This is a genomic window from Pseudoscardovia radai, from assembly GCF_002259605.1.
Lineage (GTDB): Bacteria > Actinomycetota > Actinomycetes > Actinomycetales > Bifidobacteriaceae > Pseudoscardovia > Pseudoscardovia radai.
Genome location: NZ_MWWR01000003.1, coordinates 118,431 through 141,762 on the forward strand (window position 1 = coordinate 118,431; position 23,332 = coordinate 141,762).

At 65.0% G+C, this 23,332-nt stretch carries 12 protein-coding genes; 11 read left to right on the forward strand and 1 reads right to left on the reverse strand.

Annotated elements, in window-relative coordinates:
- The first annotated feature begins 371 nt into the window (after positions 1-371).
- The 7 genes from PSRA_RS01615 (at position 372) to PSRA_RS01645 (ending at position 16,787) form a co-directional block, all read left to right on the forward strand.
- Positions 372-4,928 (forward strand): PD-(D/E)XK nuclease family protein, encoded by a 4,557-nt coding sequence (locus tag PSRA_RS01615; RefSeq protein WP_158216285.1) that lies wholly within the window; start codon positions 372-374, stop codon positions 4,926-4,928.
- Entirely contained in the window at positions 4,925-9,505 is a 4,581-nt protein-coding gene (locus PSRA_RS01620; RefSeq protein WP_094660116.1) for a UvrD-helicase domain-containing protein, read from the forward strand. Before PSRA_RS01615 ends, PSRA_RS01620 begins: the two co-directional genes overlap by 4 nt.
- A gap of 676 nt (positions 9,506-10,181) precedes the next feature.
- Positions 10,182-11,009, forward strand: coding sequence for a GNAT family N-acetyltransferase (locus PSRA_RS01625; protein ID WP_094660117.1), 828 nt, complete (start codon positions 10,182-10,184; stop codon positions 11,007-11,009).
- 7 nt (positions 11,010-11,016) lie between these two features.
- Positions 11,017-12,414, forward strand: coding sequence for an MFS transporter (locus PSRA_RS01630; RefSeq protein ID WP_094660118.1), 1,398 nt, complete (start codon positions 11,017-11,019; stop codon positions 12,412-12,414).
- A 349-nt stretch (positions 12,415-12,763) separates the two neighbouring features.
- Complete coding sequence (gene dapB, locus PSRA_RS01635; protein WP_094660119.1) at positions 12,764-13,507, forward strand: 4-hydroxy-tetrahydrodipicolinate reductase; 744 nt, start codon at positions 12,764-12,766, stop codon at positions 13,505-13,507.
- A gap of 287 nt (positions 13,508-13,794) precedes the next feature.
- Positions 13,795-14,700: a 4-hydroxy-tetrahydrodipicolinate synthase gene (gene dapA / locus PSRA_RS01640; protein WP_094660120.1), complete on the forward strand. Its 906-nt coding sequence runs from the start codon at positions 13,795-13,797 to the stop codon at positions 14,698-14,700.
- Positions 14,701-14,933: 233 nt separating this feature from the next.
- Positions 14,934-16,787 carry a ribonuclease J gene (locus tag PSRA_RS01645; protein ID WP_094660121.1) on the forward strand — a complete coding sequence of 618 codons (1,854 nt, stop codon included), beginning with the start codon at positions 14,934-14,936 and terminating at the stop codon, positions 16,785-16,787.
- Between the two features lie 239 nt (positions 16,788-17,026).
- On the opposite strand, the gene PSRA_RS01650 is transcribed toward PSRA_RS01645, so the two are convergent.
- Positions 17,027-18,625 carry a sodium/proline symporter gene (locus PSRA_RS01650; RefSeq protein WP_211280475.1) on the reverse strand — a complete coding sequence of 533 codons (1,599 nt, stop codon included), beginning with the start codon at positions 18,623-18,625 and terminating at the stop codon, positions 17,027-17,029.
- An 867-nt stretch (positions 18,626-19,492) separates the two neighbouring features.
- Between PSRA_RS01650 and PSRA_RS01655 the strand changes: the two genes are divergently transcribed.
- From PSRA_RS01655 to PSRA_RS01670, 4 genes are all read left to right on the forward strand, one after another.
- Complete coding sequence (locus PSRA_RS01655; protein ID WP_094660123.1) at positions 19,493-21,385, forward strand: heavy metal translocating P-type ATPase; 1,893 nt, start codon at positions 19,493-19,495, stop codon at positions 21,383-21,385.
- Positions 21,386-21,502: 117 nt separating this feature from the next.
- On the forward strand, positions 21,503-21,730 hold the full coding sequence (locus tag PSRA_RS01660; protein WP_094660124.1) for a heavy-metal-associated domain-containing protein: 228 nt from the start codon (positions 21,503-21,505) through the stop codon (positions 21,728-21,730).
- Positions 21,731-21,813: 83 nt separating this feature from the next.
- Complete coding sequence (locus tag PSRA_RS01665; protein ID WP_094660125.1) at positions 21,814-22,158, forward strand: iron-sulfur cluster repair di-iron protein, ric; 345 nt, start codon at positions 21,814-21,816, stop codon at positions 22,156-22,158.
- A gap of 35 nt (positions 22,159-22,193) precedes the next feature.
- Positions 22,194-22,892: a Crp/Fnr family transcriptional regulator gene (locus tag PSRA_RS01670; RefSeq protein ID WP_094660126.1), complete on the forward strand. Its 699-nt coding sequence runs from the start codon at positions 22,194-22,196 to the stop codon at positions 22,890-22,892.
- Positions 22,893-23,332: the final 440 nt, after the last annotated feature.

Here is a 23,332-nt window from a genome sequence, read left to right on the forward strand (position 1 = left end):
CTGTAAAAGCGAATCGCGTGGCGCAGGTCGCTTCCCGGGGGTGTCGATTCCGACGATGGAATCGCGGGGGAGCGGTTGGCGCAGGCGATGACCACAACTGAACATGGCCACAACCGAACAAAGGAATGCCCGAAACCGGGAGTTGAACGGCGCAGCACCGAGCCGCGCAACTCAGGAATCGGGAACACGAACTTTCGAAAACACAAACTTACAAAACACAAACTTACGAAAAACTGACTTACGAAAAACTCAAACATACGAAGCGCTGACTTACGGAACATACCGCATTCGCATAACGCACGCCGCCGTACCGGATGGGACCGGCATCGGCGGCACGGAAGCGGGGGAGACCCGCGGAAGGAGAGACACCTATGGCAAACACTCCCACACAATCCGGTCCCACGCGTCCCCAGGGCGCACAGTCACAGGGCGCACGGTCACAGGGCGCAGAGTTCCAGGGCGCCGGCGAGGCCGCGGCCCTCGCCGCCGTCGACTCGCTGTACGCCGGCACCTTGCCCGGCGCGGACGGCACTGCGACGCGCACGCTGTACGTCAGCGGCGCCCCACGCAGCGGCAAGACCATGTTTGCGCTCGAGGCCTTCCGCCGCGCCCATGCCGTGGGCAATGGAAGCGCGCGCATGGTCGTGTCCGGCCGCATCGTGGCCGATGAGCTGGGGCGCAGCATGATCTCCCGGCTCGGGGTGCATGACGATTCGCGCGTCATTACCACGATTCCGGCGCTTGCCTACAAGGTTCTGGCGCAGGGGCGCCATAGCGAGGGCAAGACCACGCCCAGGCTCCTGAACGGCGCCGAGCAGGACGAGCTGCTGTCCGATGTGCTGGCGGAGCACCAGAAGCACGCGCAGGCAGGCGAGCTGTGCCATGTGTGCCGTCTGCTGCTGAACTATTTCGACGAGCAGTCCGCTATCAAGGGAGCCGCCGCATCGGCGCCGGACGACGGACTCGGCTCGTCGGAGGCGTCGCAAGGCCGCGTCGCGGGTACGACGGAGGATGTTTTCGCACGCAACATCACGCCGGAATTCGTCGCACAGCTGCGTGACGTCCTCGCCCGCGCCGACGAAGTGGGCGTCGGACGCAACGAGGCCGATGAGAATGCAGTGCTCGACGCTCTGGTTTCGGAAGCCACCGAGGACGCCGGGGTGCTGCGGCTAAGGACCCAGTGGCAGCTGGCGTTCGCCCTGCGCCACGAATACGTGGACGCCATCAACGCCCGGTACATGAAGGAGTTCCGTGTGGATTCCTCGTATCTCCTGCTGCGCGCCACCCAGGAAGTGGACTCCAATCCGGAGGGGTGCGCACGCGCCATTCCGGATATCGTCGTCGTCGACGACGTCCAGGACCTGACCCTCGCCGGCATGGGCTTCCTCCAGAGCATGGAACGGCATGGGGCCAGGCTCGTGCTCGTGGGCGACCCCGATGAATCGGTGCAGTCCTTCCGCGGTGCCTATCCGGAATACCTCGCCGTTCGCATCGGCACGACGCCCGGCAGCGATGTCAGCGGCATCGGACTGGCCGATGCCGACCTTGGCCGCCTCAACGCCCACCGCTGCGATCTGGGGCATGCGATGAACGGCGCGGAGCTCGACGAAAAGTCGGCGACCTACCGCGACATCGTCGCGTCGCGTGTGTCGTTGCATATCGCCTCTGACGAGGACGGACTACCGCCCCTGGCATCCCGCCCGTGGAAGATGACCGCCCTGCGCACGGCCGTGGACGGCGCAGCCCTTTCGCAAAGCGATCCTGCGTTCCCCGTCGACGGGCGTATCGCAGGCGATTCGGATTCCGCGGAGCGCCGGGGCACGGATGCCACGATGCACGCGGCAGTCTACCGTTCGCAGGACGAGGAAATCGACAGCACGGTCCGCGATATTCGCGAGGCGTATCTCACCGGTGTTATCGATTCGTGGAATGATGCGGCCGTTATCGTGCATGACAACAACGCGGTCCGCTCGTTCGGCGATGCCCTGAGGCGCGAAGGCGTTCCGGTGCGGTACAGCTCCGTCATGCAGACCTTCGCCGGCAATCCCACGGTCGAGGGGCTGCTCGCCCTCATTGACCTCGCCCAGATGCGCAATGGAACGTATTCGTATGCCACGAGCCCCACGGCGTCGATGGACGAATCCGCACAACAGGCGGCCATCATCCGGCGCGTCGTGAACACCTACCTGACCAGCCCGCTGGCGGGCGTGAAGTCGGACCGCACCGTCGGCGGCATCGCCATTCGCCGCCCGCTGCGTCTGTCCGCCATCCGCACCGCACTCTCCGCCATGACGCTGGGTGCTGTGACGCCGGGCATTGTGACACCGGGCACCGATGATGCCAGCGACGATGCCACCGCCCTGACGGCGACGGACCTGCTGCGCGCGCTTGTTCTCGGCGATCAGGATTCCGCACGGCTGATGGCGGGCATCAAGGCCATCGATCCCAGCGATGACATCGAGGAATTCGACAAGGCGCTGAGCCACATCGATCCCGTGGTGGAGGAGCTGAGGAATCCCGAGCATACGGTGGAAACCGTGCTGTGGGCGGCCTGGGCTGCCTGCGATGTGGCCGACGAATGGAGCGGCATCGCCTTGTTCGACGGCGAGGACGCGAATATCGCCAATGACCGTCTCGACATGGCCACGCGCCTGTTCCGCTATGCGCATGAGAACTCGGCCGGCGCATCCATCGCCGCCTTCGCCGCGCGTGTGCGCAATATGGACGTGGTGGCCGACTCCCTGGCGCAGAAGGCGCCGGTGCTTGACGCCGTCACCGTGACCACGCCCGCCGGCGCCGCGGGAAGGTCGTGGGGCTTTGTGTGGATTCCCTCCCTGCAGCAGGGCGTGTGGCCGAACCTCGAGGAGCGCAACACGATGTTCGGAACCGAGTACCTCGCCCATATCATGATGCGCGGCACAGTGCGCGATGCCGCGTCGGCAGCCGCGCATGGCCATAATGCGGCGGTTGCGTCGGTGCTTCATTCCGAGGAGAAAAGCCTGCTCGTATCGCTGACGCGCGCCACCCGGCGCACGACGGTGAGCTGCTCCTGGAACGACTCCGAAATCCCCTCGGACTTCCTCTTCGTGTTCATGCCCGAGCTGTTCCAGCGCACTGGAGACCTGTCGCAGGTGCCGTATGAATCCGTTTCCGACTCCATGCCCGCCTCTGTGCGGGGTATTGTCAGCCGGGCGAGGATGACGCTTGTCGGCGAGGCATGCCGTGAGATGGCGCCCGCGCCATCGGCCGCCGATGAATCGACGGCACCCTCGGCTGCCTCATCGGCATCCGGGACGTTGAACATGGCCGCGGGAATGCTGTTCTCCCATGCCGGGGCATTCAATGCCGAGGACGCGCAGGCCAAGGAAACCGCGCAAGCCAGGGAAACGCAACCTGCCGGCATGAAGGGCAAGGCCGCGACGGGAGCGGTTGCGTATCGCGACCTTGACGCCGCCGGTCAGGATGCCGCTCTGGCGCTTGCCTATCTGGCGCATCGCGGAGTGGATATAGCCGACCCCGACCGCTGGTTCTTCACCCCTGTGCCGGCCGTGACGTCGGCGGGGGAGGAGACCCGCGCCGTCGCCAACCCGCTTCCCCGGCGCCACGCCTCTTCCGTGTCGCTGAACCCCTCGATGGTCGATGCCATCTGGGGGTGCCCGATTTGCGCCGTTCTCGACAAGTCGATGTCCGGTCCGACGCCTTTCTCCGTCAGCACCTCCTTCGGTACGCTGATCCACAAGGTGGCCCAGATAGCCTCCGAGAAGGGATGGGACAATCCTGAAAACTACCGTGACCTTCGCCAGCGGGAGGGCAATGAAGCGTGCATCAAGGACATCCAGACCAAGATGTACGACGTCTACTGCGGGCTGCGCCAGGAGCCCGATGCCTCGGCATCCCCGGAGGACCGCTATTCCTATTTGCTCAAGGACCGGAACGCGCAGACGGCCTTGCACAACATCGCCTCCTATTTCGTCAAGGAGAACGATCCGGAGAAGGCATATGCCGCCGATATCGGGAAAAGCGGTTCCCACGTGCCCTTCCGCGTCGGAGAATTCGACGGGGTGGAATGCGAGAAATCCGTCAGTTCGTCCTTCACCGCAGCCGATATCGCCGATGATTTCAACAAGGCGATGGCAGCCGAAGCAACGAAGGCGATGGCGGAAGGCTCCATGTTCGTGCCCCCGACGCAGATGACCGGAGAATCCATGCTGAGGCTGTTCGGCCTTCTTGTGCCCGGGTTCCCGGAAGGACTCGATGCCTCGACACGGATCCACCTGAGGGCTCGCATCGACCGGCTCGAGCATCGTAAGGACGATCAAGGCGAGTTCTGCCGGGTCATCGACTACAAAACCGGCAAGGCGCATAGCTTCGAGGCGTCCTTCAACGATCTGCAGCTTGTGTGCTACCAGCTGGCGCTGCATTATCCCGTTGCGTCTTCCTCGGAACGTTCCCGTTCCGTCGAGGTGGCGAATGCCAGTCTGTTTGACGTCGAAGCCTCGGAGCTTCCGGCAATGGTGGGCGGCAAGAGCAGCAAGAGCAGCAAAGGCGGCAGGAGCGGTAAGGAAGAGGTTCGTTCTCAGCCGGCGCTGTTCGAGAACGGTAAGCTGACCGCCCGCTTCTATCAGAATCGTTCGAACAACACAGGTGGGTTGAGCGAGTTCATCCAGATATCCCTTCCCGACCATGCGGACGGAGTGCCCGACGATGTTCTCGCCTATCTCAGGGAGAACGAATACGTAACCACCACGGTGTGGGCGCTGACCATGATCGCCCGCGTCTTCTATGCCGCCGCCGTGGTGAACGCGGACCTCATCCCGCTGCGTCCGCCGGTCGAGAAGCAGCATTTCTGCAGGCACAAGAACGTCTGCCCCGCATGCGCCGAGGCATATGACGCCAACATCGATACCGTGATGGGAGGCAACGAATGATCGCCGATAACACAAGGGAGAACACAACGCCCGGTCAGTCCGGGGCATATCATGCCGGAGGCGCCGCAGCGCCCGATGGGGGCAAGCCCGCCATCAAGTTCACGGACCAGCAGAGCGCCATCATCGGCGCCCCCGCGAACGAGGATATCCTCGTCATCGCAGGAGCCGGCTCGGGAAAAACGTTCACGATGACGCACCGGATCATCAAGCTCATCGTGCAGGACCACGTGCCCGCGGAGAAGATTCTCGGCCTGACCTTCACGCGCAAGGCGGCCGGGGAGCTGCTCAGCCGCGTGTCGAATGCCGTGGACAAGGAGGCGGGGAACCCTGCGCCGGATGACGCCGAGACGGGCCGGACGCATGCCGTCGCGGACCCCGACAGAAGATTCATGAAGCCGTCCGTCGCCACCTACGATGCCTTCTTCCAGTCCATCGTGCGCCAGTACGGGCCGCTTGTCGGCATCGACCCGCAGACGCAGCCGCTGAGCGACGCGGGCGCACGGCAGATGATCGCCGACATCGTGGGTGAAAACCTCGATAAGGTTTTCGCCGCAGGTGATGACGAAGGCGAGAACGGCACGAAGGAATCGTCCGATTCGTCCGACGGTGATACGAATAAGGCCAGTGCGTTCACCACGATCGTCGACAAGGTGTATGCGCTGTCCTGCTCCATCGCGTCGTCCATGATCGATCGGGAATGCCTGTCCTGCGAGGAAGCAGTGAAGAAAATCCGCGACTGGGACAAGCGCTTCAGGGCGAAGCTGGAGGAGTTGCGAGACTCCATTCCCAACGCCGATTCCGTGAAGGTCACCGACAAAGTTCCCACCAAGCCGAAAAAGTCGAATGCCGACAAGGCCATGACCGTCGAGGAGTGGATTGGCAAGGGCGCGAACGACCCCAGGCTCGACGGATATTATCTCGGCGTCGTCACCAGGCTTGGGAAGACGGTTGAACAGCGCGATCTCCTTCTCGATTTCGTCGAGGAATTCATCCGTGCCAAGCGTGAGCGCGGCATGGCGGAATTCAGCGACTTCACCATCGCCGCCTATCGCCTTGTGGTCGAGCACCCGTCCATCGCCGCCGAATACCGCAAGCGGTACACCCATGTGTTCCTCGACGAATACCAGGACACCTCCACCACCCAGGCGTTGCTGCTGGCCGAGCTGTTCCACCATGACGCCAGACATCGCTCCGCGGTCACCGCCGTGGGCGATCCCTACCAGTCCATCTACTCGTGGCGTGGGGCGAGCCCGGGCGCCTTCCGTTTCTTCAAGGAGACGTTCGGCATTACGCGCGATCCGTATGAGCTGACCGTGTCGCAGAGGAATCCGCGTGTGATTCTGGAGGCGGCGAATCATCTGACGGATGCCTTCCACCACGCGTACGCCGTGCCGTCCAGCCTGTCGGAGAGCCAGCGGGAAATCCCCGTGTCGCCTCTGACACCCAAGGAGGGCGCCGTCGCAGATGCGGCGACGAATTCGTCCTACATCGCCACGATGTGCTACCAGTACGAGTCGGAGTCCATTGCAGCGGTCGTCGCCTTCGCCCACTCCGCCGTCGCCAAATACGGCACGGATGGCAGGAACGTGCCCGTTGCCGTGCTGTTCCGATCGAAGGGCACGATGAACGGCTACAGGGAGGCATTGGAGAAATCGGGCCTGACATGCCGTGTCGTCGGACTCGGCGCGCTGCTCGACCGTCCCGATGTCAGCGATATCATGGCGCTTCTGTCGGCCATTTCCGACCATGGGGATTACGCATCGGTCCAGCGCCTTGCCATGACCCCGCGCATCGGCATGGGCGCGGACGACGCGCGCAAGCTCGCCAAGCTCGCGGATGCCGAAAACTCCCGCTACCAGTACCGCGCCTTGCGCGAGGCCGGTCTTGTGGAACCCGGAGAGTCGGAAGAGCCGTCGGGCAGCCAGATCGAGGCCATCGTCGCCGAGAAGCGACAGGAATACCAGCTGCCGACAGGCGTGACGCTGGTGGATGCGCTGATGTCGCCGAATGTGTGCGAGCTCATTTCCGAATCTGACCTGAGTGCGCGTGGCAAGGAGCAGGCTATGCGCGTGGCGGATATGCTCCACCGTGCGGAGAGCATCGCGCGGGAGAACGTTCCTGCCTCGATTCGTGCGGCGGGTGCTGTGCTTGCCCTCGATGTCGATTCCTCCGTGTCGGCCGTCATTCGCGGAACGCAGTCCGACTACACGCAGGCCGTCGGCCTTCTCGTCCAGCAGGCGCAGAGCTACGAGCAGGAGCTGCCCGATGGCTTCCACGCCACCATTCCCGGCTTCCTTTCGTGGCTGAACAGCGCGTCGACCGATGTGGAGGGGCCTGACTCCACGGTCGGTGCCGCGGTGGATGTGGAGCTCATGACCGTGCATCAGTCCAAGGGCCTGGAGTGGCCTGCCGTCGCCATCGTCAATATGACCGAGGGCAGGTTCCCGACGAAGCAAGGGGATTATCTGTCGATTGCGGCCACTGGTGGTGCACCGAACGAGCATCCGGACTATGCCGGTTCCGAAGGCGTCGAATACATCTCCCTGTGCAAGTCCTGGCTCGACATGCCCGAGGAGGTTCCGGCCGAAGTGCGGGCGGACAGCGCCATTCTGCCCCCGTTCCCGCACGCCGGGACGCTTGAGGACATCTCGACCGTCCAGCAGCTCGAACACGAGTACAGCGACGATCTGTACCGCGTGAACGAGACGGAGCACAGGCCTGGCGACGCCTACCTGAGCCAGAAGGAAGAGTATGGGCGCAGGCGCCATGACGACGAACGTCGTCTGGGTTATGTGGCGCTGACCAGGACCCGCGGTGATGCCCTGGTGGTCGCCACCAAGAGCACAAAGAGGTATCTCGACCGTCTGACGGATGACGACGTCGCGTCGCTGTCTTACGAGTGGGATGCCGCTGCGCAAGCCGCCGCATCCATGCCCATGCCGGATGGCTTCAGGGCATCCACCGATTCCGAAACCGATCCGAGCGATGTGGTGGGCCAGTCTTTCCGCGACCGGTCGACAACTCGCGCCGCATGCATGGTGTGGGGCGACCAAGGCAAGCCCGTGGATGGATCCGAGGATTCGCTTGCTGATGTCGAGGAGTGGAAGCAGGGGGTCGGTGAAGGACTCGACTCATACTATTCCAGGAAACACGAAGCGGAGGAGGACAGCGAATTTCCCATTGAACTTGTCGAGGTGAATCCGTATCGGAAGCCCGATAAGAACGATAAAGACGAGGGAATTGAGAACACGGTGCCGTCCAACCTGTGGATGGAGCTGTACGGATACATCGCCCGGTCGGATGCAGACTCGCAGGATGCGGCGTCCGATGCCGAAGACATAGCCGGAAACACCGCGGATGCCACCGATCCTTCCGATTTTTTCACAGTCTCTTCCCGCTCGACGGTGGAGAAGCGCTTCCGGAATGCGGTGGCTATTCTCGCGAACCAGAACGCTCTTCTGGCTCCCGCGGGCTATGTGTCCGGAACCGACGAGCACGAATGCGCCGACGTGTGCCGCACGCTCACGGAATGGGGCTGGTGGTCCGGTATTGACGATTTCTGCAGTGTGCTCGACGGCACAGCTTTCGGCGATACGTCGGCCTGCTGGCCGCAGAAGCTCAATGCCACGGCCCGTATGCTGATCGGCATGAGCTCCGAGGCTGTTCGTAGCATCCTGCCGTCAGACGGCACTGAATCCGAGGCCGTTGTGCAGGCGCAGGAGCTGGCGGCCGACGAACGCCGTGCAACGTGGCCGCTGCTGTCGAGGGCCATGCGCGTTCTCGACGTGGAGCGCCGCGATGCGGCGATGTCGCGCGATCTCATCGCCCGTGCGAACGCCGTGCGCGCCACGCAACCGGCATCGGTGACCGGCATCGAACGCACCCTGGGCATTCGTTCGGGGAAGGGCGCCGCGGTGGGAACGGCCGAGGACGAGGCCCGTGCCATCCTGCGCCCCGTCCCCCAGGAGCCTTTCGCGGGTGCCTCGAAGGGAACCGTGTTTCACGCCTGGGCCGAGCAGCTCTTCAACACGGAACCGGATCAGCGCTGGCAGCTCGTCGAAGGCATCGACTCGGACCCGGATCTCACCGGCGACGAGAAGCAGTGGCGGCATCGTCTGGCTGAATCGAATTGGATGCAGCGCGTCTGCGCCGCCACGGAGAAGAAGATCACGACGGTTGTGGCGGGCCGCGCCATCATCGGCACCATCGACGCGGTGTTCGAGGGCGGTCTCGATTCGCGCAATCCGATGGGCGGTCCCACCGCCTCGGAAGACGGCGAACGCCTCGTGACCATAGTCGATTGGAAAACGGGCCGCAGGCCGAACGCCGATGAGGAGGAGAACCGCCTCATCCAGCTCGATGCCTATCGCCTGATGCTCAGCAGGTTCTGGCAGATCCCCCTCGACCACATCGACGCCACGTTGTATTACGTGGGCGTCGGGGACGAGGCCGGGCGATTCGTCGTCGCGCGGCGGAAAACCGAGGAGGAGATCGTCGGCGAGATCGAGAAGGGCCTGTACCTTTCGAAGGACACCGATTCGAAGGACGCTGACATGAAGGAGGCCGATTCCCAATAGCGCCGCGCTTGGGGCGCCCACCCCGGTTGCGCCGCCCATGCGTTCACCCGGCAGCGTCCGTTCATTTCGCTCACCGCCATATTCGTTCAGCAGCGGGACGATTGGGGGCCGTATACTGGACGCGTATGCGTCACTGATTCTCGTATCCGCCGGCCGGATCCGGCGTCGCCCATGCGGCGCCCGATCCGGCCGGGCGGGAATCGTGGAGGAGCTCGCCGCGCCTGCATGTCGCCCGACCTGCTGCGGGGCGAAGATGAACCTCCCACTGGCAAATCCCCATGGCGCCGTGCGCCGGGGTGCAGTCGGCGAAGTCACACGAGACGGAAGAGGCGACGCGGACAAGGCGGCCGTCGTGCGCCGCGCCGATCGCCCGGGCTGAGGTTCATCGCCCGGGTCGTGCGGGCGCGCGACAGCCGCCGGATGGGAACCGTATCGAACGTTTCCGGAATCCGCGTTGCGCACCGTGCTCGTACGCCGCGTCACGCCGCCCCCGCAAGCGGCGCGCCCGCGTCGTTGAGAAACCCGCGTCGTTGGGAAACCCGCGTTCGATACCGAAACCCCGATACCCAGGCCATGGCCGGCATAAGCCACTAATCGGCAGAAGCCGCCCATCGGTCACAGAAGCAAAGCCCGACACGGCCGCCCGCCGTCGCGGGAATCACAAGGAGAGTGTGACATGGTGTCGTCGGAAAGCCAGATGACGACTGGCGTCTCAACGGCAGAACAGGCAGAAACAACCATTCCGACGATGACGGCGCCGGCGCAGACCGCCCCGTCATCGCCCGCAGACCGGATCGCGCAGACCGCGCACGCCGCGCGAATCGTGGCGCCGTCCGGTGTGCACGCCGCGCACGTCGCTGCGTCCGCGTCCGCGCCGCATTTCCGCGCCATCCGCGAGGACGATATCCCCGCGGTCGCGCGCCTCGACCGCGAGACCTGGTTCGACCGCGCGTATTACCCGACCGACGAATCGTTCGCCTATGCCTCGCATGTCGACGTACTGCGCTACCTTCCCCACACCACCTACGGCCGCGTCGCCCTTGACGCCGACGGAAGCCTGCTCGGCCTCGCGCTCGGCACCGTGCGCGGCGACGCCCCCGCCCTGCCCGGCGCCGCCCGCCTCCGTAGCGATCGCCGCGCCCAGGCCGGGAACGTCACCGGCGGCGAACGCATCGTGCATGACATCGACGCCGACATCGACGTGAACCACATGCTTCTCGAATCCGCATGCCGCCGCGTGCACGGCGCCTTCGACGCGGAGCTCCAGTTGTTCATCGTGTCGCCGCGCGCCCGTGGCCGGGGCATCGGAGGCCGCCTGTTCTCCGGCTTTCTCGACCACCTGCGCTCCCGCGGCGTTTCGCGCTACTTCCTGTTCACCGACAGCGGCTGCAGTTACGGCTTCTACGATGCCCACGGCCTCGAACGCGTGGCCGAGACGCCGCGCATCCCGTCGTTCTGCTCCGACGAGCTCCTCGACAAGTACGTGTACGCGGGTCGCGCGTGAGGTTGCGATGGCACGCAGGAACACGATAGCCCCCTCGCCGTCGCGCACGCCGGAGCCGTCCCCGCGCGGTCACCGCTCGCCGTACGCCCGTGTCTTCTCCATCCCCGGCACCAAGGCCTTCTCCGCCGCCGGCGCCCTCGCACGCCTGCCGATGTCGATGACCAGCCTCGGCATCGTGCTTGCGCTCAACAACCTGTACGACAACTGGACCGTCGCCGGCACCATGAGCGCGGTCTGCGTGCTCGCCATGGCCATCGCCACCCCGGTGTACGCGCGCCTTTTCGACCGATACGGCCAGAGCCGCGTCGGCTGGATCGCGCTCGGCGCCGAGGTGGCCGTGCTCGTGGCCTTCGCACTTGCGGCCATGATGCGCGTACCGCTGACGGTTCTGTTCGTGCTCGCGGCCGGCATCGGCGCCACGCAGTTCGCGTTCGGTGCGCTGGTGCGCACCCGCTGGTCGTGGGCCCTGCGCGACCAAGGCGACCCGAACCTGCTCAACACCGCGTATGCCTTCGAATCCGCGGTGGATGAGGTGGTGTTCATCCTCGGGCCGATTCTCACGGCCGGGCTCGCCACCTCGATTCACCCGGTCGCGCCGTTCTTCGTGGCGGCGGCCGCGGCGGGCATCGGCGGCGCCGTGTATTTCCTGCAGAAACGCACCGAGCCGCCCGTCGCCGTCCTCACGCCCGTTGATACGACGGCGCGCGGGGATGCGGCGCGTGAGGATGCGGCGCGCGGAACGGCGGAAGAATCGTCTGCCTCCGACGCCTTTGCTTCCGCCTCCGCCTTCGATACGACGGAGCCCCTGCGTGCCAAGGCGGACCCGTCGAAGCACAGCGCCCTGCAGTTCCCGGGCATGCTCATGCTCATGATCATGTGGGTCGTGTTCAACATGTGCTTCTCGATGTTCGACGTCTCCATGACCAGCCTCACCAAGGCGCTCGGGCGCGCGAACATCGTCGGCGTGCAGCTGGCCATGTTCGCCGTCGGCTCGTGCATCGGCGCGCTGGTGTTCGGCAGCGTGCGGCTGCGCGGCTCGCATTGGAAGCACATGCTCGTGTTCATGGCGTACCTCACGCTCGGATTCGTCGGCATCCATCTGGCGGGGGAGAACCTCGTGCTCATCGGCGCGATCGAGCTCGTCGCCGGCCTGGGCGTGGCGCCGATCTACGCCACCGGCAACCTCATCGTCAAGCAGACCGTGTCGCCGAACTTCCTGACTGAGGGACTCTCGTGGCTGAGCACATCCGTGAACATCGGCCAGTCGATTGGCTCCACGATTGTGGGCGTAGTGCTCGACCACGCCGGTCCGAACGCCGGCCTCGCCCTGCCGATGGCCGCGTGCGCCGTGTCGATTCCGCTCATCGCGCTCGCCGCGCTGTCCGCCCGCCGCGGTCAGTGGTGAGATGAGGGGATGCGTCTTAGGCGGGTGTTGTGGCACCCGCTTAAGACGATTTTGGAGTGTTTTGCTTCGGTTGGGTGGCCAGAATGGCGTTAGGCGGGTGTGGTGGCACCCGCCGAAGGCGATTTGGGGTTGGTTTTTGACGATTTCTCCGGTGAGATGGCGTTGGGCGGGTGTGGTGGCACCCGTTGTAGACGATTTCGGGGTGGTGTCGACGATTCCTGTATCTGTAGCGGGCGTCGAGTAGAACTGTGGATGGATGCGGTCTCGTGGCAGTGGCCCGGCCGGCCCCAACCCCGGCGGGACCGCAAGAGATCGGAATACGAACGATTAACGATTGGATGGAGGAATCATGATTCGAGTCTCAGTGGTGGGCGCCAAGGGGCGCATGGGCGCGACGGTCGTCGACGCCGTTAAGAACGCCCCCGACACCGAGCTGGCCAAGGCCCTCGACGCCGGCGACGACCTGACGCAGATCACCCCGGAGAACACCGACGTGGTGGTGGAGTTTACGGTCCCGGCCGCCTCGCTTGACAACGTGCTCGCCCTCGTGAACCAGGGCGTGAACGTTGTGGTCGGCACCACCGGCTGGACCGACGAGAAGCTCGCCCGCGTTAAGGAGGCGCTGGCCTCCCATCCGGACGTCAGCGTGTTCATCGCCCCGAATTTCGCCATCTCCACGGTCCTGGCCGAGAACTTCGCCGCCCAGGCCGCCAAGTACTTCGAGTCCGTGGAAATCGTGGAAATGCACCACCCGAACAAGGTGGACGCCCCGTCCGGCACCGCCATCCACACGGCGCACGCCATCGCCGCCGCCCGCAAGGACGCCGGCATGGGCCCGATTCCCGATAACACGCAGACCGACGGCGGCTCCCGCGGCCAGGTGGTGGACGGCATTCATGTGCACGCCGTGCGCCTGCGCGGCCTCAACGCGCACGAGGAGGTGCTGTTCGGCAATCCGGGCGAGCAGCTCGTCCTGCGCGCCGACAGCTTCGACCGCAGCTCCTTCATGCCGGGCGTCCTGCTGGCCGTGCGCCACGCGGGGGAGAACCCGGGCACGGTCACCGTGGGTCTCGACAACTACCTCGATCTGTAAAGGGCCGCGAGAATCCACGATTTCGTAAGTCCGACACCGTTTCGTAATCTTCACCGATGCCGGGCTTCCGCATCGGATCGCCGATTCCTAGGAGAATCCGGAATCGTGTGAGGATCGGGCGAATCGTGGACCGCGACGATTCACAACACGCCCCGCACCGCCATGCCGCGGCGCGGGGCTTTTCGCGCCGCCGCACTCGCCCGCCCCGCCGCCCCGCCCGTCCGCGCAACACAACGGTAACCTAACCCCCTTGTGGAGAGTCGCGCCCACGGTCTACCGTTAGAGACATGACTGAAGCTACTTCTCATCTGCTTGATCCCGCGCCGTTCGGGCGTATCATCCCGGCTATGGTCACCCCTATGAAGGATGACGGCAGCATCGATTACGACGCCGCCCAGAAGCTGGCGCAGCAGCTCGTGAAGGACGGCGCCGACGGACTGCTTGTCAATGGCACGACCGGTGAGTCGCCCTGCACGCATATGGATGAGAAGATCGACCTTGTTCGCGCCGTCAAGGAAGCCGTGAACGTGCCGGTCATCTCCGGTGCGGGCTCCAACGACACCGCCCACACCGTGCGCATGGCGGAGAACATCCAGGAGGCCGGCGCCGACGCTCTGCTGATCGTCGCGCCGTACTACTCCCGTCCTTCCCAGGCCGGCATCATCGAGCACTACCGTGCCGTCGATGCCGTGTCCGACAAGCCGATCATCGTGTACGACGTTCCGGGTCGCACCGGCGTGAAGATCGCCACCGAGACGTACGACGAGCTCGCCAAGCTCGAGCACGTCGCGGCCGTCAAGGACGCCACCGGTAACCTCGCCAACGCCCTGGAGCGTCACAACCGCACCGGACTGACGTGGTATTCCGGCGACGACGGCATCTTCCTGCCGTTCCTCTCCGTGGGCGCCGTCGGCGTCATCTCCGTCATCGCCCACGTGGCAAGCACGCCGATGCGCGAGCTCGTCGAGGCCTTCGACCGCGGCGATATCCGCGAGGCGGAGAGCATCGCCGCGCGCCTCGTGCCCGTCGTGCATGCGCTTAACGGCGACGGCTTCCAGGCCGTCATGGCGAAGGCCGCCCTCAAGGTGAAGGGCTATATCCCCAGCGCCGCGATGCGTCTGCCGAACGTCGAGGCGAATGACGAACAGTACAAGAAGGTCGAAGACGGCATGCGTGCCGCCGGTCTGATCTGAGATTCCCCAGCACCGGGCCCCGAAGGGCCCGGACATCCGGATCCGCGACCGCCCCGCCCGGGCGGCCGCGACGACCACAACGCACACCTGTCGCATAGCTCAAGATGTGAGGTTCGCGCATAGGGCGCGGACACAGGAAGCACCGCGCGGGGAGGCGGCCGGAACCGGACGGGCCCGAGGGTCCGCCGCTCCGGCGTCCCGCCGCGCGGCGCGCGTAAGGATAGAAAGCAGCTATGGCAGATACCACAACAGAAAAGCGAAATACGGGCAAGCCCCGGCGCTCCTCCGGCTCCGCCTCCCGCCGTGGACGCGGCCGCCGTTCTTCGGCGCCGCGCAGCCATGAGGTCGGCGGAAACCAGACGCCGGAACTCGGTCTCGTCGCCCCGCCGAAGTACCGCAAGGGCTCGATGCGCATCGTGCCGCTCGGCGGACTCGGCGAAATCGGCCGCAACATGAACGTGGTCGAGTACAACGGCCACATCCTCATCATCGACTGCGGCGTGCTCTTCCCCGAGGAGGAGCAGCCAGGCGTCGATCTCATCCTGCCCGATTTCTCCTATATCAAGGACCGTCTCGACAAGGTCGAGGGCATGGTCCTCACGCATGGCCACGAGGACCATATCGGCGGCGTGCCGTACCTCCTGCGCCTGCGTCCGGACATCCCGCTGTACGGTTCCGAGCTGACGCTCGCCTTCGTCAAGGCCAAGTGCGACGAGCATAAGATCAACCCGGTCATGCACGTCGTCCAGGGCCGTGACAAGGCCAAGGTGGGCCCGTTCAACCTCGAGTTCATCACCGTCACGCACTCCATCCCGGACGCGCTCGCCGTGTTCGTGCGCACGCCCGCCGGCAGCCTCATCGACACCGGCGACATCAAGCTCGACCAGCTGCCGCTCGACCACAAGATCACCGACCTCGTGGAATTCGGCCGCCTCGGCGAGAACCCGGGCGTCGACCTGTTCATGTGCGATTCCACGAACGCCGAGGTCCCCGGCTTCGTCAAGCCCGAGACGTCCATCGCCCCGGCGCTCGACAAGGCCTTCGCCGAGGCCACGCGCAAGATCATCGTGGCATCGTTCTCCAGCCACGTGCACCGCGTGCAGCAGGTCGTCGACGCCGCCCACAAGTACGGCCGCAAGGTGGTGTTCGTCGGCCGCTCCATGGTGCGCAACATGGCCATCGCCGCCGACAAGGGCTACCTGCACATCCCCGAGGGCACCGTCGTGGACCTCAAGAAGTCCGCGGACATCCAGGACGACAAGATCGTGTACATGTGCACGGGTTCGCAGGGCGAGCCGCTCGCCGCGCTCGGCCGCATCGCCGACGGCAACCACCCGGACATCCACATCGAGGAGTTCGACACGGTGATCCTCGCCAGCTCGCTTATCCCGGGCAACGAGAACAGCGTGTACGGCGTCATCAACAAGCTCACGCGCCTCGGCGCGAAGGTTGTCAACCGCGACAACGCGGCGATCCATGTCTCCGGCCATGCGAACCAGGGCGAGCTGCTGTACCTGTACAACATCATCAAGCCCAAGTGCGCCATGCCGATCCACGGCGAGAACCGCCACCTCGTGGCGAATGGCCTCGTTGCGGTCAAGACCGGCGTTCCGCCGCAGAACGTGGTGCTCGCCGAGGACGGCGACGTGGTGGACCTCTACCACGGCCAAGCCGCGGTCGTCGGCTCCGTGCCGTGCGGTTACGTGTACGTCGACGGCGATTCCGTGGGCGAACTGACCGACGATGACCTCGAGAAGCGCCGCATCCTCTCCGAGGAGGGCTTCGTGAGTGCTTTCGTGGTGGTGGACTCCGAGAACAAGGAGGTCGTCACCGACCCGAAGATCTTCCTCAACGCCGTGGCGGAGGACGAGAGCAGCATCGAGTCCGTCAAGGATCAGATCGTGCGCAACCTCGAGGACGCGTTGCTGTCGGGCACGACGAATACGCAGAAGCTGCAGCAGGTCATGCGCCGCACGCTCGGCGGCTGGATCTCGCGCAAGTGGCATCGCCGTCCGATGATTGTGCCGGTCGTGGCCGACATCGCCGACGAGGACGAGGCCGCGCAGCTGCCCGCCGGCACCAAGTGATGCACTGATAACTGGTATGGATCTGCAATAGATCTTCACGATTCACGGAACCGCCTTTCGCTTTGCGAGGGGCGGTTTTGCGTTGTAGGCGGATGAGGCGGGGAGCGTTGCGCTCCGGCGCCGCTCCCTCTTATGCAAGGTGGCGGACCGCGTAGGCCCGCCACCTTCAATCACCCGCCTTCAAATCGTGCATCAAGGCAATCGTGTGCCCAGGCGGTTATGCAGCGCCATCGTCTGTTTTACAGCTCCTCGCGGCGCTCCTCCTCGACCTCCATATTCGAGGCGAGCGTGGAGTCGATCATATCGTCGCCCTTCGGATCGTCGAGGTAATGGTCGAACTCATGCAGCACCTCGGCCTCCGGGGCGGGCGTCAGCAGCGAGACCACCACGATGAACAGCAGCGAGACGATGAACGCCGGCAGCAGCTCGTAGATGCCCCACACGCCACCCAGCGGCTTGACGAGGTTATGCCAGATAAGCACCATCGCGGTGCCCGAGAGCATGCCCGCGATCGCGCCGTACTTGTTCGTGCGGCGCCAGTACAGCGACGTCAGCATCAGCGGGCCGAACGACGCGCCGAGACCGGCCCACGCGTAGGAGACCACCTGGAAGATCGAGGAATTCTGGTCGAAGGCCACGAAGATGCCGAACAGGAACATGACGAGCAGCGTGCCGCGCGCCACGCGCATGACCTGGCGGTCGCTGGCCTTGCGGTTGATGACGCCGCGGTAGATGTTCTCGCCCACGGCGCTCGCGCCGATGATGAGGTAGGACGACGACGAGCTCATGGAGGCGGCGAAGATGCCCGACACCACGATGCCGCACAGGAAGCTGGGCAGCAGCGCCTGCGCAATGACGATGAACACGTTCTCGGCGGTGGCCTGCGTGGCGAACTGCGTCGGCATCATGGCGCGGCCGGCCAGGCCGATGCACACGCCGCATGTCAGCGAGATAACGCACCACGTGGTGGCGATGATACGGGACTTGCGGATCTCCTCGGAGCTGCGGATCGACAGGAATCGCACAAGCACCTGCGGCATGCCGAAGTAGCCCAGGCCCCAGGCGAGCATGGAGACGATGGAGATGATGCCGTAGTCCGTGGGGGAGCCGAACACGGCCTGGCCGTCGCGCACGATCTGCTGGCCCATGGCGTCGAGCACCGGGGTGGCCGTATGCGTGCCGTCGAGGAAGCCTGGGATGCCGCGCAGGAACGCCACCGTGTTGTCGACGCCGCCGACGGAGGCCACGGAGCCGATGAACACCACGGCGAGGGCGAAGAACATGAGCATGCCCTGGATGAAGTCGGTCACGACCACGGACAGGTAGCCGCCGATCAGCGTGTACGCGAACACCACGGCCGCGCCGATGACCATCGTCAGGTGGTAGTCCCAGCCGAACAGCGTGGAGAAGAGCTTGCCGACCGTCACGAAGCAGCTGCCCACGTAGACGCAGAAGAACACGAGGATGATCAGCGCCGCGATGGTGGAGATGACGTTCTTGCGGTCATGGAAGCGCTTGGAGAAGAAGTCCGGCACCGTGATGGCGTCGCCGGCCACCACGGAGTAGCGGCGCAGGCGGCGTGCGACGAGCTTCCAGTTGAGATATGTTCCGATCGCCAGGCCGATGGCCGTCCACATGGCGTCGGCCGCGCCGGTGAAATACGCCAGGCCAGGCAGGCCCATGAGCAGCCAGCCGCTCATATCCGACGCCTCGGCGCTCAGGGCCGTCAGCCACGGACCGACGCCGCGGCCTCCCGCGAAGTACTGCTTTGCTGACGAGTTGGACCGCTTGGAGTAGGCGAATCCGATGGACAGCATGGTCACAAAATACAGGACCATGGCCAGCAGCACCCAGAAATCCTTGGTGACCACGTGTACCTTCCTTTTCTTCTTGTGTTTTCCGTTGCGATTGCCGGCCCGACGGGTTTCGTGCAGACGGTGCGTGCGCGCTGCGTGCAGCCGGCGCCAAGTCCAACTTACTCACGGGTTGCTACGGGGACTATTCGGGCGTCCGTATGTAATCCATCACCATCGGTCGACCGGGGCTGAAAACATGGACCGTTCCGGATGGCTGACCGACATACGGGGCACCATGACTTGCAACAAACCGAAGGCCGGCACCAATCCCGAAGGCGCCGCCAAGCCGAAGACCGGCGGCAAACCGGTCCGCGTCATCGCGGCCCTGGTCGTTATGGCGCTGGGTGCATGCTGTCTGGCGTATCCCATCGCGGCGCAGGAATCGTGGACTCATAGCCGCATTCCGGGGTGTTCGATACGGCTCCGGGGGTGTATTTCGCGGTTTGTGAGGTCCTTTTTCGGGGGTGGGGCGAGTATACGGGGCTCGAAAACGTTGAAATTGCGTCGGCGTCTCGCGCCGCGGGACCCCACAAACCGGCAGATAGGTTTTCGCACGTGTATCGAACACATGGCGGATGCCGGAAAACCGCGGAATCATGCGGCTTTGCCCATTCGCCGACGCAATCGCGCGGGTGTCCGTATAGACGGATGGGAGAGACTTCCGGTGCACAGGGGCGCCGGATGCTTCGAACCTGCACGGCAGCGTCCCACCAGCCTCGCTCGGCTCCTCTCAATAATCCCAAAGGAATTCCCCGAACTTGACGGCGGTCAATGTTTTCCCGGTGCGGCGCCCGTATCTTGGGCACCATCAAGACATCGTGACAGACATCACGAAAGGAGGCCCCGCCCATGCAGAGCTTCATCCTGCGTCACAAGCCGCAGCTCACCATCATCGGCGGCGCGCTTATCGCCGCCGGCCTGGTCGCGCGCTTCGCCCTGCACTCGCAGCCGGCCTACGCCGCGGCGTCTATCGCCGCCTCGGTCATCGGCGTGCTGCCGATCCTCATCCAGGCGGTGCAGGCACTGCGCGTCCGGGTCATATCCATCGACGTGCTCGTGAGCATCGCCGTGTTCGGCGCATTCCTTATCGGCAGCTGGGACGAATCCGCCATCGTCACGTTCCTCTTCCTCGTCGGCGGCCAGATCGAGCGCTATACGCTCAACCAGACGCGCTCGGCCATCGGCGCCCTCGCCGACATGGCGCCGCAATCCGCCGCGGTCCGCCGCACCGACGGTACTTTCGAAACCGTTCCGGTCGACGATGTGCGCGTCGGCGACATCGTCAAGGTCGTCACCGGCGACCGCATCCCCGTCGATGGCGTGGTGACATCGGGCGCCGGCCTCGTCAACGAATCCGCCATCACCGGCGAGCCCATCCCCGTTGACAAAGCCGAGGGCTCGAGCGCCTCCGCCGGCACCCTGCTCGACGACGGCATGCTGACCATCCGCGCCGACACGGTGGGGGAGGACACCACCTTCGGCAAGATCATCGAGCTCGTCGAAAACGCGCAGGACTCCAAATCCAAAGAGGAACGCTTCATCGACCGCTTCGCCACGTACTACACGCCGGCGGTGCTCGTCATCGCCGTCATCGTGGGTCTGGTGACGCGCCGCGTCGACCTCGCCATCACCATGCTCGTGCTCGGCTGCCCCGGCGCGCTCGTCATCGGCGTGCCCGTGTCGAATATGGCCGGCATCGGCAACGGCGCGCGCCACGGCGTGCTCATCAAAGGCAGCGAGGTGACGCACCGCCTGAGCTCCGTCGGCACCTTCGTGTTTGACAAAACCGGCACGATCACGGTCGGCATGCCGCAGGTGACGGACGTGAGGCGCTACGACGATTCCATCGCCCTCGCCCCTGACGACGCTGCCGGGACATCCTCCGCCCCCGATGACGCCACGCGCTACCTCGTCGGCGTGGAGGCGCAGTCGCAGCACCCGCTGGCGAAGGCCATCGTGCGGCATTTCGACGATGTCCCCGCCCCACAGGTGGACGAGGTGTCGGTGGTGACGGGCGGCGGAATCCGCGCCGTGCACGACGGCCACCGGATCCTCGTCGGCAGCCCACGCTTCCTCGAAACGGAAGGCGTGGAGCTCGGCCCCACGGCCCACGCGGACGCGGCCGAGCTCGAATCGCACGGCGATTCGCTCGTGGCCGTGGCCCTCGACGGACGCATCCGCCTCATGCTCGGCGTGCGCGACCGCCTGCGCCCCGGCATCGCCGACGGCATCGGGAACCTGCGCCGCCTGGGCGCCAGGAACATCGTGGTGCTCTCGGGCGACAACCAGCGCGCCGTCGACCTCATGACGGCCGGCCTTGGCCTCGACCGCGCGGTTGGCGGCATGCTGCCCGACCAGAAGGCCGCGTACATCTCGCGCCTGCGCGACGAAGGCCACCGCGTGGTGTTCGTCGGCGACGGCATCAACGACAGCCCGTCCCTCGCGCTCGCGGACGTGGGCATCGCGATGGGCAACGGCACCGACGTGGCCATCGACACCTCCGACGTGGTGCTCGCGGACTCCGACTTCTCGCGTCTGCCGCACGCGTACGGCCTGGCGAAGCGTACGGTGCGCAACATGCGCGAGAACATCGCGATCGCGGTGGGAGCGGTGGCGCTGCTGCTCTCGGGCCTCGTGCTCACATCGTGGCTCACCATGGCCGTGGGCATGTTCGTCCACGAGGCGAGCGTGCTGGCGGTGATTCTCAACGGCATGCGCCTGCTGCGGTACCGCGTGAAATAAGCGGCGTGTGGCGAAACTACACGATTGCCCCGCCGTTACAGACCGGGCGAATCGTGGAGCATTCCGCAACCGACCGACACCAGATCTCGAAAAACACAACAAAGACAAGGAGAACCCATGAAAACCGCAACCCTGAAACTCGACACCCTCACCTGCCCGTCCTGCATGCTCAAGATCGAGGCCGCCGCGCGCTCGGTGCCGGGCGTGGACAGCGACACGGTGCACGTCTCGTTCGCCAACAGCAAGGTGAAGTTCCGCTTCGACGACGCCCGCACCGATGCGCAGACCGTGGCGAAGGCCATCGAAACCGTCGGATACCCGGTGCTCGGCACGAGCGTCGCGTGAGGTGTGGAGCCTCGCTCCACGCAGCGAACCTGTAGTGCAAGCCACGCAACCCGCATAACCTACATATCCCGAAAGGACAGACCATGACCGCATTCACCGACTACATCACTGCCAACCTCGACCGCCTCGACCTGGGCACCCTCGCCATCACGCGCGCGCACGCGGCGCATCACCCCGAGGTGTTCGAGGTGCGCAGGAACTATGAGACGATTCGCGACCGCGTGGCGGCGTCGCATGGGGCGCAGCCGCAGGTCGGCGAGGAGCTCGCGCAGATCAGCCGCCTGACCGGCGGGTACGCGATTCCGGACGACGCCTGCATGACGCTCGAAGGGACGTATCGCATGCTTCAGGAGGCGCATCGCCTGTATGAGGCGGAGGGAGGCACGGGCGCTGCGGGTACGAACGCCGACGCCGCTCGTGTACAGTAGGGAATCCCGCGCATCGGACCGGGGAAGGAGACGATATGCCGCATGACCTGTGCGTGCAGCTGGTGCCGTTGTTCGACGGCCTGGTCCTCGACGACCAGATGGAGATCCAGCGCAAGACGCGTTTCCGCATGTTCGGCAAAGGCGACATCGTCTTCTCCCCGGCGTCCGAACCGCAGCTGACCATCGTGGCGCGCGGCAGCATGAAGGTGTACCGCATCTCGCCCAACGGGCGCGAGCAGCTGCTGCGTGTGGTCGAGCCCGGCGGGTATGAGGGCGAGGCGCGGCTTTTTGACAACGATGGCGCCGCGGCTGCAGACACGGCCGCGAACGCCGCGCCGGCGCATAATCTCTACGGCGAGGCGCTGGGCGACACCAAGGTGTGCATCCTGCGGCGCAGCGACTTCATGGAGCTGCTCGGCACGCATCCGCAGCTGAGCCTGCGCCTGCTGTCGGCGGTCGCCGGCAAGATGGCGCGCGCCGAGGAGCAGGCGCAGTTCCTCACGATGGGCCGCGTGGAGGAGCGCCTCGCGATGTATCTGCTCGACCTGTCGAAAGGCGCGGGCGGGTCGCCGCGCATCCGCATTCCGATGACCATGCGCGAGCTGGCATCGTATCTGGGCACCACGCCCGAAACCCTCTCGCGCAAGCTTCGCTTCCTGGAGGAGGAAGGCTACATCGCCCGTCGCCGCCGCGACATCCTCATCCGCGACCCCGACCGCCTGGAAGACATCTGATTCCCTCCGGGAACAATGTGATGGCTTGCGGACAAATTCCGTCTGTTTTTTACGGAAAATGCACGACTTATGTCCGCAAACCGTACCATCGTTTCGGGAAAGGGCATGGGGTCTGCACTTCGGGCAATGTGTTGCCGCCGTCGACGGATGTTTTTCGACTTACTTGTTACTTGCCACTTACTTGCCACCTGCTGGTAAGTACGTGGCAAGTACGCGGCAAGTTCAACCCGAATCCTGCACACGTGGCATATCTTCGTGGCATAGTCCCATCATGTGCGGCTCCATCGTGCGTACCCTCGCCGAAGCTGAGGAAATACGAGCGGAAGTCGGTGGTCGGATTATGGTACTCGTCATTCGCCGTGGGCCCAGATAGGTGACGAAGGAATCCTTCGCCGCCTCGAGGTCGTTCACATACGGCGCCACGTGGTTGATGTTTGCGA